At 64.2% G+C, this 12013-nt stretch carries 12 protein-coding genes; 2 read left to right on the top strand and 10 right to left on the bottom strand.

The window, feature by feature from the left end; all coding sequences use genetic code 11:
* Nucleotides 1-13 precede the first annotated feature (13 nt).
* The 8 genes from AS156_RS24635 to AS156_RS24600 all read right to left on the bottom strand — a co-directional run bounded on the left by AS156_RS24635 (nucleotide 14) and on the right by AS156_RS24600 (nucleotide 7804).
* On the bottom strand, nucleotides 14-1078 hold the full coding sequence (locus AS156_RS24635) for an IS630 family transposase (protein WP_066503481.1): 1065 nt from the start codon (nucleotides 1076-1078) through the stop codon (nucleotides 14-16).
* 90 nt (nucleotides 1079-1168) lie between these two features.
* Entirely contained in the window at nucleotides 1169-1960 is a 792-nt protein-coding gene (locus tag AS156_RS24630; RefSeq protein WP_066509763.1) for an SDR family NAD(P)-dependent oxidoreductase, read from the bottom strand.
* Between the two features lie 118 nt (nucleotides 1961-2078).
* Nucleotides 2079-3002 carry an NAD(P)-dependent oxidoreductase gene (locus AS156_RS24625; protein ID WP_066509754.1) on the bottom strand — a complete coding sequence of 308 codons (924 nt, stop codon included), beginning with the start codon at nucleotides 3000-3002 and terminating at the stop codon, nucleotides 2079-2081.
* Nucleotides 3002-3871: an ABC transporter substrate-binding protein gene (locus AS156_RS24620; protein ID WP_066509752.1), complete on the bottom strand. Its 870-nt coding sequence runs from the start codon at nucleotides 3869-3871 to the stop codon at nucleotides 3002-3004. Before AS156_RS24620 ends, AS156_RS24625 begins: the two co-directional genes overlap by 1 nt.
* 24 nt (nucleotides 3872-3895) lie before the next feature.
* The gene (locus AS156_RS24615; protein WP_066509748.1) at nucleotides 3896-4615 is read right to left on the bottom strand and encodes a TetR/AcrR family transcriptional regulator; all 720 of its coding nucleotides are present in this window, start codon (nucleotides 4613-4615) and stop codon (nucleotides 3896-3898) included.
* A gap of 83 nt (nucleotides 4616-4698) precedes the next feature.
* A complete protein-coding gene (locus AS156_RS24610) occupies nucleotides 4699-5577 on the bottom strand; it encodes an SMP-30/gluconolactonase/LRE family protein (RefSeq protein WP_066509746.1) in 879 nt (292 codons plus the stop codon).
* Between the two features lie 34 nt (nucleotides 5578-5611).
* Nucleotides 5612-6682, bottom strand: coding sequence for an aldose epimerase family protein (locus tag AS156_RS24605; protein WP_066509744.1), 1071 nt, complete (start codon nucleotides 6680-6682; stop codon nucleotides 5612-5614).
* 96 nt (nucleotides 6683-6778) lie between these two features.
* Nucleotides 6779-7804 carry a histone deacetylase family protein gene (locus AS156_RS24600; RefSeq protein ID WP_066509743.1) on the bottom strand — a complete coding sequence of 342 codons (1026 nt, stop codon included), beginning with the start codon at nucleotides 7802-7804 and terminating at the stop codon, nucleotides 6779-6781.
* Nucleotides 7805-7954: 150 nt separating this feature from the next.
* On the opposite strand from AS156_RS24600, the gene AS156_RS24595 reads away from it, so the two are divergent.
* Nucleotides 7955-8566, top strand: a complete 612-nt coding sequence (locus AS156_RS24595) for a TetR/AcrR family transcriptional regulator (protein WP_066509760.1) — start codon at nucleotides 7955-7957, stop codon at nucleotides 8564-8566.
* A 5-nt stretch (nucleotides 8567-8571) separates the two neighbouring features.
* On the opposite strand, the gene AS156_RS24590 is transcribed toward AS156_RS24595, so the two are convergent.
* Together AS156_RS24590 and AS156_RS24585 are read right to left on the bottom strand one after the other, a co-directional pair.
* The gene (locus AS156_RS24590) at nucleotides 8572-9522 is read right to left on the bottom strand and encodes a fatty acid desaturase (protein ID WP_066509740.1); all 951 of its coding nucleotides are present in this window, start codon (nucleotides 9520-9522) and stop codon (nucleotides 8572-8574) included.
* A gap of 17 nt (nucleotides 9523-9539) precedes the next feature.
* A complete protein-coding gene (locus AS156_RS24585) occupies nucleotides 9540-10571 on the bottom strand; it encodes an alpha/beta fold hydrolase (RefSeq protein ID WP_066509757.1) in 1032 nt (343 codons plus the stop codon).
* A gap of 213 nt (nucleotides 10572-10784) precedes the next feature.
* Between AS156_RS24585 and AS156_RS24580 the strand changes: the two genes are divergently transcribed.
* Nucleotides 10785-12013, top strand: a 1229-nt coding sequence (locus AS156_RS24580) for an MFS transporter (protein ID WP_245313041.1), incomplete at its 3' end; no start/stop codon positions are given.

Raw genomic sequence — 12013 nt, 5'->3', positions numbered from 1 at the left:
CTAGTACCCGGAATCAGAGTTGATTGATACGGCGGCCCTTGAAACGGCGTTGACGGATCTTTTTCTTGGTCCAGACGAAGGGCTCGGCTTTGTCGTTGTAGGCGTTGACGTAGGCATCGATGTGTTCCTGAAGCTGCTTGAGGCTTGTGAAGGAGGTGCCGCTGAGCGACTGCCCCTGCAGGATTGAGAACCATACCTCGATCTGGTTGAGCCAGGACGCACTCGTCGGTGTGAAATGGAATTGCACATTGGGATGGGCCTTGAGCCAGCTCTCATTCTTCTTGTGGGTGTTGAGGTTGTCGAGGATGACGTGAAGCTTTCGGCCCGGAAAGGCCGCGGTGAGGCTGTTCATGAAATCGAGAAACTCGACACGGCGACGGCGTTTTGAATGCGTAGCGATGATCTTTCCGGTGGCGACTTCGAGCGCTGCAAACAATGTCGTGGTGCCATGCCGCTTGTAATCGTGGCTCTGGCCGGTCAAGGCGCGGCCATTGGGCAACTTCAGATAGCCCTGCGCTCGCTCCAAAGCCTGGATCGAGGGCTTCTCGTCCACGCAGAGCACAATAGCCTTCGCCGGCGGGGCGACGTAAAGGCCAACGACATCGGCGGCTTTGGCCGTAAAGTTCGGGTCGTTGCTCTCACACCAGGACTTGCGAGCCGCGAGGTCAATCTTGTGGCTGCGCAGGAACCGCCAGACATATTGGACGTCAACATCGCCTAGCGCCTCGGCCAGCAGAGGGCCGGTCCAGCGCGCAAACCCTTGCGGGGGCGGCTTATCCAGCAGCTTCAGAATCCGCTTGTCGGTCGTCTTCGTATAGATCGGCTGCTTGCCGGGCCGCGGCTTGTCTTGCAGCCCTTCAAGGCCTTGGTCGGCATAGCGATGCCGCCAAACGCTGACAATCCGCGGCTGGACCCCAACTTCCTTGGCGATCGACCGGGTGCTGCGCCCGTCCGCCGCTAACAGGACTATCCGCGCCCGCTTCAAATCGCGCTGCAATGTCATCGGTGAGCGACAACACGCCTCAAGCACCTTGCGATCTTTCCTCGAAAGGCGGACTTCTCTTGCTTCGGGTATCATCCCGACCTTGAATCACGACTCACGTTCCAAGAAAAGCGGGTACTAGAGGCGGAGCGCCAGAACCTGACGTCGGATCAGGACACCCGCGCTTCAACTCTTTTCGCTGACCGGAACCGTGTAGTTCAGGATCAGCCGGCCGCCGTCGGGATAGATGGTCTGGCCGGTGATGTAGGAAGCATCGTTGCTGACGAGGAACGCCACGACGGAGGCGACCTCGCTCGGCTCGCCGCATCGGCCGGCCGGCGTGCGCGACAGCACGCTGCGCCGCGCGTCTTCAGAGGAGAAGATCGCGGTTGCCACCATCTCGGTCAGGATCGTGCCGGGCCCGACCGCCACGACGCGAATGCCGTGCGGCGCCAGCGCCACCGCTGAGACCGAGGTGAGCTGCTTCATCGCGCCCTTCGACATCGCATAGGTCGCAAGCGAGGGGATCGCGAGCAGCGCATTGACCGAGGACATGTTGACCACCACGCCGCCGCCGCCCTGTGCGATCATCTGGCGCGCCGCGGCCTGGACGCCGAAGAACGCGCCCTTGAGATTGATGCCCATCACATCGTCGAATTCCGCCTCTGTTATGTCGAGGAAATCGCGGTTGCGGGCGACGCCGGCATTGTTGACCATGACGTCGAGCCGGCCGAATTCCTTCACGGCCGCAGCGACGATGCGGTCGACATCGGCGCGTTTGCTGACGTCGGCCTCGACGGTGCGTAGGTCACCGGGATGCTCGAGCAGTTCAAGCTCGCTTAGGGTCTTGGCGAGCGCACCACCGTCGATATCCGAGATGACGACTTTCGCGCCATCGGCAAGGAAGCGCTCCGCGCAGGCCCTGCCGATGCCGCGCGCCGCTCCAGTGATGGCGACCACTTTGCCGGAAAACTTCATGACCATGTCTCCAGATGAATATAGCTGAAGCAATACCGCATCCCGCGGCGGCGGGAAACGCGGTGGATTCGCTGCCATCATCCGTCACATATAGTGAGGTCCAACCCTACGGCTGTTATCAGGACTTGATCCGTGCCAGGATCCGATCCGCCTCGGTGCGCCAGTCCGGGCTGCGGGCAAACTCCGGCGTTCCCTTGGGACCGAACACGCGCTCGTCGGCAAGGTCGGCGATCCAGGCCTGCCGCTCCGCGGTCCCCGACGCCGACCACGGCGTCAGCCCGGCCTCGCGCACGGTCTCCGCCACCTCGCGCACCTCCTCGGCGCGCCGGCGGCCGTGCTCGATCACGCGCTGGAAGAAATAGGCGCCCTGCTTTTCCCAGTCGATACCGGGAAAGGTCTCCTTGAGCGAGGCGAGCACCGCATCCTCGACGCCATAGGCGCGCGCGGTCGTGAAGCTCTCGATAACCATGGCCTCCAGGCCCTTGATCATGATGCTGCGGCACATCTTGACCGCCGAGGCGACGCCGAGTTCGTCGCTTGCGATCTTGGCCGCGAAACCGAGCGTCACCAGTAGCGGCGCCAGCTCCCGCGCCCCGCGGCCGCCGAGCAGCAGCGGCACCTTGATCCGGTAAGGCGGCACCGAGGTCATCACCGCACCCTCGACATACTGCCCGCCGGCACCATCGATGCTGGACGCAGCACGCTGCTTGGCGCCCGGCGACGCCGAGTTGAAATCCAGGAACCAGGCACCTTTCCTGATCGCGGGCGCGCAGGCCTCCGCCACCGATACCGCCTGGCTCGCCGTCACCGCCGAGATGATGAAATCCGCCCGGCCGGCAAGGTCGGCATGCGATCGCGCCAGCTCGACCCCGATGCTTGCTGCGTGCTCCCGCAACGGCACCCCCTGCCCGTTTTCGAGCTTGATGTCATAGGCACAGACCCTGACGCCCTGCTTGCGAAGATCCTCGACGAGGATGCGGCCGACTTCGCCGTAGCCGATCAGGCCGACCCGCCATTGCCCTGGATCGTTCGCGACTGCCATCAGTTCAAATCCCGTGCTGTGTCGTCAAACAGCTCGTCCACCTGCAAGCGCCGGGGGATCAATGCCTGCTGAACGCAATAGTCGATGATCAGTTCGAGCGGCTTGCGGTTCGCCTCGACGCCGAACGGCAGCAGGTCCGGCACGCCGGGCGGTCCGGCGCTCGCCTTGCCGCGCTTGAAGAGATCGTAGAGCTCCCTCACGACATCAGGCCGCGACCTCGCAAGCGTCTCCGTCACCACCACCAGATGATTGACCGGCACGACGCCATGGCGTCGGTACCACTGCGCGGCTTCGCCGGCCGGGTCGGCAAACAGCGGCTTCAGCGCGGGACCGCTCGAGGTCTCACCCAGCACGGCATCGAGCTCGCCGTCTTTCAGCATCTGGATGATGGTCTTGCCCTTCGGCGCGCGCTCCGTGCGGTCGACATATTCGGCGACGTGCGGATCCTCGAAGGTCACCCAATCGATCCTGTCAAGGTTGACGCCGTAGTCGTTGGCGAGGATGCCGCGCATCCACGCGCCCGTCGTGGTGGTGAACGAGCGGATGCCGACGCGCTTGCCTTCGAGATCACGAGGGGAAAGCGTGCCGCGATCGGCGCGGTAGAGCGCATGACCGTGCTGGAATCGGCCGAGCATCACCGCCGGAAGCAACACCAGCGGCTTGCCGTATGCTTTCGCCATCAGATAAGTGACAACAGCCATCTCGCAGACGTCGAAGGCCTGCTCGCGCACCATCGGCTTGAACGCAGCGTTGGTCGGCGTGAAGTCAACAAAGTCAAGATCGAACAGATCGGACCGGAGCTCGCGCTGCTTCATCGCCTGGACATGCTGGTGATTGCCGAGCACGGTGCGTAGCCGAAGTCTATCCATCTCAGCGAACTCCGGAAATGGCGATCAACGCTCGCCCTGGGCTATCTCCGCGATCGTGGTCTTGCGCCGCGCCAGAGTTTGATCGAGCGGCGCGGCCTGCAGCGAGGCCACGGTCGCGCGCACCAGTTCCTCGATCGCTTGGCCGGCATCGGTACCATCGGCGCTGCCGCGCGACAGGCGGGAGACGCGCTCCGGCGTCACCAGCGTGTAGTACAGTGCACCGAGCAGGAAGTGGCCGCGCCAGACGAGATCGGTGCGCGGAATATGCGGCAGGCTCTCATGGATCGCATCGATGAAGGCGTCGCTGGTGTCGTCGAAGGTCTGCGCGATGATCCGCTTCACGACCTCGTTGCCCTCGGCCGACATGATCGCACGCAGCCGCGTGAAACGCGTGCCGCCGCCGGCGAGATCGCTGCCGGAGGTGAAGGCCGGCAGCACATAGGCGCGCACGATCGCCTCCAGCCGGTCCTGCAGGTCGCGCACCCGCCTCGCCGCAGCCAGCAGCTCGGAGCGCCGCAGGTTCATCGGGCCGCAATGCCGCCGGTAGATTTCGAGCAGCAGGCCGTCCTTGGTCTTGAAATGATAGGTCACGCTGCCGGGATTGGCTCCGGCGGCCCGCGCGATGTCGCGCACCGACACCGCGTTGAAGCCATAGGTCGAGAACAATTCCTCCGCAGCGGCGAGGATCGCCTCGCGCATGTTCGGCCTGCGCGTGCTCGGGACCTTGGCGGGTTTGCGAACCATATTTGCACTATCGTACAAATGATCAGGTCACGTCAACAAGACCACCCTTTGGCGACTGCGCGCATACAGTTCGCGCAGGCGCATCAGGACAGTTTGACGTCCGGCTCGGCGCGGCCGCGCGCGCCGGCCTCGAACAGGAAGGTCTTGCCGTGCTCGGGATCGGCGGCGCGCTGCGCTTCGTCCATGTCCTGCCAGGCCGAGGTGACCAGCACGCGCGAGAAGTCGCGGCCGACAAAGGCCGGACAGCTGGATTGCGTCGCCGGCACGCGCAGGGAACGCCGGCGGCGGCCGTCGGGATCATAGATATCGACGCAGCCGCCGCCCCAGCGCGCGTTCCAGATCATCCCGTCCGCATCGACGATCGCGCCGTCGAGCCCGCCGGCGCCGTCGTGCTTGATCAGCGCAACCGGATCGCCGGCCGGCAATCCGGTCGAGGCATCGAGCGGCACGCGATAGAGCACATTCGTCGCAGTGTCCGCGAAATAGCCGATGTCGCCGTTCGGCGAAAAGCAGATCGCGTTCGGGATCGTGATCCCAGGATAAAGCAGCGTGATGCGGCCGCGGTGCAACGCATAGATTGCCCCCGCCCCGTTCTCGGCGCGGCGGCCCATGGTGCCGAGCCAGAACGTGCCTGACGGATGCACGCGCGCGTCATTCGAGCGCGTCACGGGATTGTCGGCTTCCAGCGGAGCGAACAGCGCCATCGCGCCGTCTGCAACTTGGCGAATATAGAGGCCATCCTCGGTGAGGATGAGTTGCCGCTCGCCGTCGATCCGCGCCAGCGCACTCGCCATCTTCGGCAAGCTATGAACCATGGTGCGCCCGTCGGCAAAATGATGCTCGAACAGGCGGCGCTCACGGATGTCGAACCACCAGGCGGTGTCGGTCGCCGCGTCATAGGTCGGCCCTTCACCGAGATGGCAGCGTTCGGCCGACAGCACCGACGTCGGCACCTCCTCCATCGATACATCAGCGATAAGACCTGTCATTGGATGCTCACACCGTTGAGAAGCGATAGACGATGGTGCGCCGGTAGATCTGCCCGGGATCGAGCCGCGCCGACGGGAAGTCCGGCCGGTTGGGCGTATCCGGCCATGCGTGCGGCTCGAGGCACAACGCGTCAGATTGCCTGTAGAGGAGACCGCCCTTGCCGGCCGTGGTACCATCGAGGAAATTGCCGGAATAGAACTGCAATCCCGGTTGATCGGTGAGCAGCTCCATCACGCGGCCGCTGCCCGGCGCCTCGACGCGCGCTGCCAGGCGGAGGCCTGTGCCCGACGCCAGACAGTAATTGTGGTCGTAGCCCCGTCCGAGCCGCAGCTGCTCGTCGTTCATCCTGATGCGCGCACCGATCGCGGTCGACTTGCGGAAGTCGAATGGCGTGCCATCGACCGGCCGCGGCGGCTCCGGCAGCGGGATCGCCGTCTCGTCGACAGCGAGAAAATGATCCGAGGCGATCGTCAATCGATGATCGAGGACGTGCGCGCCCGAGCGCGCGCCTTCGAGATTGAAAAAGCTGTGATTGGTCAGGTTGATGAGCGTCGGACGGTCGGTCGTCGCCTCGAACGTCACCGAGAGTTCCATCGCGCTGCGCAGGCGATAGGTTACGCGCGTCTCCAGATTGCCCGGATAGCCTTCCTCGCCATTCGGACTTGTGCGCGCCAGCACCAGCGTCGGCCCGGGACTGTCGGTGAGTTCAACGATCTTCCAGAGCTTGCGATCGAAACCTTCGAGGCCGCCATGCAGCGCGTTGGGAGCGTTGTTGGCATCGAGCATAACCGTCTCGCCATCGAGCACGAAGCGCGCACTGGCGATCCGGTTGGCATAGCGCCCGACGGTCGCACCGAAAAACTTGCGCTGCGCGAGATAGCCGTCGAAATCGTCATGGCCAAGGACGATGTCGTCGCAATGCCCGTCGCGATCGGGCGTCAGCAGCGATTGCAGCGTGGCGCCGAAGGGCAGGATGGTGACCTCAACACCATGCTCACCGCGCAGCGTCACCCGCTCGACCATCGTGCCATCGAACGTTCTGCCAAAGGGTGCGCGCTCGATCGTGGCTGATGTCATGGTCAGAGTCCTCACACGCCTCGACGAAACGGCGCCGCCCCAGCATGAATCCGTCAGCGACGGGTTGCAAGGGCGGCGGCTCCTGTCGTCCAGCAACTAGCGCGCGGCTTCGAAGCCGCCGAGCACCGCGGTCAAATTGGCGCCGAGGATGTCGGAGAGATAGCCGCCCTCCTGCACCAGCACTGTCGGCAGGCCGAACCGCGCCAGCCCTTCACCGATCCGCCGGAACCCGTCGGTGGTAACGGCGAGACCCGCAAGCGGATCCTTCTCGGACGCATCGAGGCCGAGTGCGACCACGAGCGCGGTCGGCGCGAAGGCGCGGATCGCCTTCTCGGCCGCGGCGAGCGCCTTCATGTAATCGTCGTCGCCGGTTCCCTTGGCCAGGGGAATGTTGAGATTGGCGCCGAGGCCGGGGCCGGCGCCGCGCTCATGGGCATAGCCCCACACGAACGGATAGAAGAACGACGGATGGGCGTGGATCGAGACCGTGAATACATCGGGCCGCTCGTAGAAGATGCCCTGCGTGCCGTTGCCATGATGCACGTCGACATCGAGGATCGTGACGCGCTCATGCTTCTGGCGCAGATGCTCTGCTGCGATCGCACTGTTGTTGAGGAAGCAGAAGCCGCCGGCGAGATCGCGATAGGCATGATGGCCGGGCGGACGGCACAGCGCGTAGACGGCGTCTTCGCCGTCGAGCACCATCTGCGCAGCCGTCACCGCGACGTCGCTCGACGCGCAGGCGCCGGCCCAGGTGCCGGGACCGATCGGGGCCGCAGTATCGACCGTGTGCCAGCCGAGCTTGCCGACGATGTGGGTCGGATAGGTGCCGGCGTTGCGCACCGGATGCATGTTCGCGATCATCTCGGGTCCGGCATCGCCGAGCGCGGTCCACGCCTCCCAGGCCTCGGCTAGGAAGCTCAGATATTCCGGGCTGTGCACGCGGGCGCGCGGCCCCTGCCCGAACGCCGTCGGTTTGACCAGCGTGTGGCTGCCGGCCTTCAGCCCTGCCAGCAGCCGATCGGCGCGCTCGGGTTGCTCGGTGGTTCGCTGGACCACACCGCGCACGAGAAAGAATTGCGGATCATGGCTGCGGTGCAGTTCGCTGTAGACGGCCTTCACGGAGGACTCCTGATCGATATGGGACGAGACGCGACAAAAGCTCGGTTCGCTTAGTACACTATCAGCGTCGGGTGTCTGAAACACAGACCGATTTGTGCTATGCCCTGCGCAATGGTGCAATGATTCAGACGCAACGGAGGAATTCGCATGATGGCCGGCAGCAAGGCGGAAACCGAGGATGGCACGACGGCGCGCCGCGGCAGGCCACGCTCCGCCGCCACCACTGCCGCCATCCTGCAAAGCGCCTACACGCTGATGGCGACCACCGGCCTCGCCGCCACCACCATCGATGCGATCGCGCGCCACTCCAACGTCTCGAAGATGACGATCTACAAATGGTGGCCGTCGCGCGAGGCGTTGCTCATCGACGCCTTCCTCGACCAAGCCTCGCGCGCGGTGCCGTTGCCCGCAACGGGCATTCCGGTAGCGCGCATCCGCCGCCACGTGGCGACCTATGCCGAGGCGCTTCAGGGCGAATTCGGGCGCGTGCAACTCGCGGTGATCTCGGAATGCATCTCGAAGGCCGGATCGGCCGAGCTGTTCTACGAGCGCTACCTCGGCCTTCGCCGCAGCAAGATGCTGGAGACCATCATTGCCGGCCAACGGGACGGCAGCATCGGTGCCGGCGGAACGCCGGGCGATCTCTATGACGCGATCTATGGCAGCCTGTTCTATCGCTACGTCTTCGGCATCAAGCCGCTCTCCGCGGCCTATGCCCGCAACCTCGTCACCCTGGTGCTGCGACCCAGCGCGGACGCCTGATGCCGTCAGGCGGCGGTCTGCCGCTGGCGGCGAAACCAGGCCCAGGTCTCGCGGGTCACGGCGCGATAGTTGCTGCCCCGGTACACGATGTGGCCGCCGACGATGGCGTTCAGCTTAGGCAGCGCGTGGAACGGCACCGTCGGATAGGCGTGGTGCTCGACATGGTAGGGCATGTTCCAAGCAAACCATTTCATGATCCTGCCCGTCATCGTGGTGCGGGTGTTCTCGAACGCGCTGCGCGTGCGCTCGCAACCGGTGTGCTCCGCATAGAGATAGGGACGCAGGATCAACTGGCCGGCCAGCAGCGGCACGATCCACACCCAAAGCAGGATCGCGCTATGCAGCGCGAGCGACGCCACGAGCAACAGCAGATAGCCCGCGAGATAGAGCCTTGCTTCCATCACGATCGACGCACGCTTGTTCTCCGGAATCCACGGCACGGTCACTTTGCCGGTGATTGCGTGCCGCAACATCAGGCGAATGCGGACCAACACCTGCAGCAGACCCGAATAGGCGATCGCGAGCTGGGTGTCCGAACCCGGCCTGGGGCCGACGATCAATTCCGGATCCTTGTCCGGGTCCTGCGTGTAGCGATGATGGTCCCAGTGGAACAGATAGTAGTATTCATAAGGCAGTCCGATCATGAAGGCGGACAGATTGCCGATGACAAGATTGAGTGCCCGGCTGCGGAACGCCGTCTTGTGCGCGGTTTCATGCACCACCATGAACAGGAACGCGACGAAATAGCCTTGCAGGGCGATCAGCGGCAACGCCCAGGGCCAACCATAGCGCGACGAGACCAGCCAGATCAGCGCGCCGACGACCGCGATCATGCCGTAGTGGCTCGCCGCGCGCACCGCGCCGGGAAGGTTCGACTTGGCCGACAAATCGCGCAGGCTCGCGGAGCTGAGCGGCTTCAGTCGAGGGCCGGCATCATGGGTCTCCGCGGTGCTCATGATCGTCGTCTCACATATCAGCGTTGCAGGAGCGCCGAGACCTCGGCGTTGATGAATGCGCGGTCCGCGGCGTTGTTGATCGGGTTGCCGGCACGGTGTCCGTGAATCGAGGGAATCGCGCGCAGCGCCGCCGAGCGTGCATGGACCAGCCGGGGAAGCTCGTGCTCATTGTCGCGCATGTCGAAATAGCGGTCGGTGCGGCCGGGCATCAGCAGCATGTGCGCCTTGATCGCAGCCAGCGCCCGGTCGAAGTCGCCGCCGAATTCGTCGCAGCGGCTGACGTCGCCGCTCTGCCAGATCTCGATCTGCGCCAGCAAATCATTGGCGTCGCGCCGCGCGAAGGCACCGTCCCATGAGGCCGCAAGGTAATTCTCCAGCGATTCGAATCCGGCCTCGCGCCAGACCTCGTCGCGGTAGAACTCATACGACATCGCCCAGCCGGCATAGACACGCCCCATCGCACGAAAGCCGGCCACCGGCTTGGCGACGAAACGGCCATTCTGATAGGCGGGATCCGCCGTCAGCGCGGTCTTCACGCCTTCGAGAAAGACATGATTGTACGGTGAGCACCTGGCACTGCCGCAGACCACGGCCGCGCGTTGCACCATGTCGGGATAGCGGGCAGCCCAGTGATAGGCCTGCATGCCGCCCATCGACCAGCCATAGACCAGCGCGAGCCTGGATACGCCAAACCGCTCGACCAGGAGCCGCCGCTGGATCGCAACGGCGTCGTAATAGCTGAAGCCAGGAAACGGCGCGCTGCCGAGCACGTCGCCCGAATTCGACGGCGACGATGACAGCCCGTTGCCGAACAGGTTCGCGATGACGATGAAGTAGCGGTTAGGATCGAGCGCCGCGCCCGGCTGCACCAGCCATTCGATGTCGGTGTGCTGCGCGCTGAACGACGTCGGGTAGAGAATGACGTTGTCCTTCGCTGCGTTCAGCGTGCCATAGGTCTTGTAGGCGAGCCTTGCTTGAGGGAATACGACGCCGCTTTGCAGCGTCACGGCGCCGGCGTCGAACACGTCATAGTCGCGAGGCGTGGTCATGGACATTCGACCCGATGCAAAGGCGCAACGTTGCGCTTCCAATAACTGTACTACAAGTACACTAATTATCCGGTCGGCGCAACAGGCTCAAAGGTGGCATGACACCGGGCCGATCAATTCAAAATCGGTATGGATCAATTCACGTTTCGGTTTGGACCCCTTGCCATCCACTCTCTAGGAGGGTTCTTGAGGAAACTTTTCTAGGAGGCGCGAATGAGCGCAATTGTGTCGGCCACCGACGCGCGGCGATCCCGCGTCCGGCTTCTGATCGTGACGATGCTGTTTCTCGTCACCACCGTGAACTATGCCGATCGCGCCACGCTGTCGATCGCGGGTCCGGCCCTGTCCAAGGAACTGCATCTCGATCCCGTCGCGATGGGCTACGTGTTCTCGGCCTTCGGCTGGTCCTATGTGATCGCGCAGGTACCGTGCGGCTGGCTGCTCGACCGCTTCGGCTCCAAATGGGTTTATGCGATCAGCATCCTGGTCTGGTCGGTGTTCACCGCGATGCAGGGCATGGTCGGCTTTCTGGCTGCGGGAACCGCGGTGATCGTTCTGTTCGCGCTGCGCTTCCTGGTCGGCATTGCCGAAGCGCCGTCGTTCCCCGCCAACGCGCGCATCGTCGCGGCCTGGTTCCCGGGCAATGAGCGCGGCACCGCATCGGCCTTCTTCAATTCGGGGCAGTATTTCGCGACCGTGATCTTCGCGCCGCTGATGGGCTGGATCGCACACGAGCACGGCTGGAGCCATGTGTTCTACGTGATGGGCGGGCTCGGCATCATCATGGGGATCGTCTGGATCAAGACGATCTACGAGCCGAAGGATCATCCCGCGATCAACGAGGCCGAATTCGATTACATCAAGGCGGGCGGCGCGCTGGTCGACATGGACGCGCCCAAGGACAGCAAGGCGGCGGACAGCGGCCCGAAATGGGATCACATCCGGCAGCTGCTGGCCAATCGCATGATGCTCGGCGTCTATATCGGCCAATACTGCATCAACACGCTGACCTACTTCTTCCTGACCTGGTTCCCGGTCTATCTGGTGAAGGAACGCGGGCTGTCGATCCTGCAGGCCGGCTTCGTCGCGACGCTGCCGGCGCTGTGCGGCTTCATCGGCGGCGTGCTCGGCGGCGTCATCTCCGACACCATCTTGCGCCGCACCGGCTCGCTGACCATGGCGCGCAAGATCCCGATCGTCGGCGGCATGCTGCTGTCGATGGCGATCATCGGCTGCAACTATGTCGAGGGACAGGCGCTGGTGGTCGGCTTCATGGCGCTCGCCTTCTTCGGCAAGGGCATCGGCGCGCTCGGCTGGGCTGTCGTCTCCGACACCTCGCCGAAGGAAGCCGGCGGCGTCTCGGGCGGGTTGTTCAACACCTTCGGCAACCTGTCCTCGATCACCACGCCGATCGTCATCGGCTACATCCTCGCCGCCACCGG

The sequence above is a fragment of the Bradyrhizobium macuxiense genome, from assembly GCF_001542415.1.
GTDB lineage: Bacteria > Pseudomonadota > Alphaproteobacteria > Rhizobiales > Xanthobacteraceae > Bradyrhizobium > Bradyrhizobium macuxiense.
Note: the sequence above shows the minus strand (reverse complement) of the source record. Positions and strands in the feature narration are given on the sequence as shown.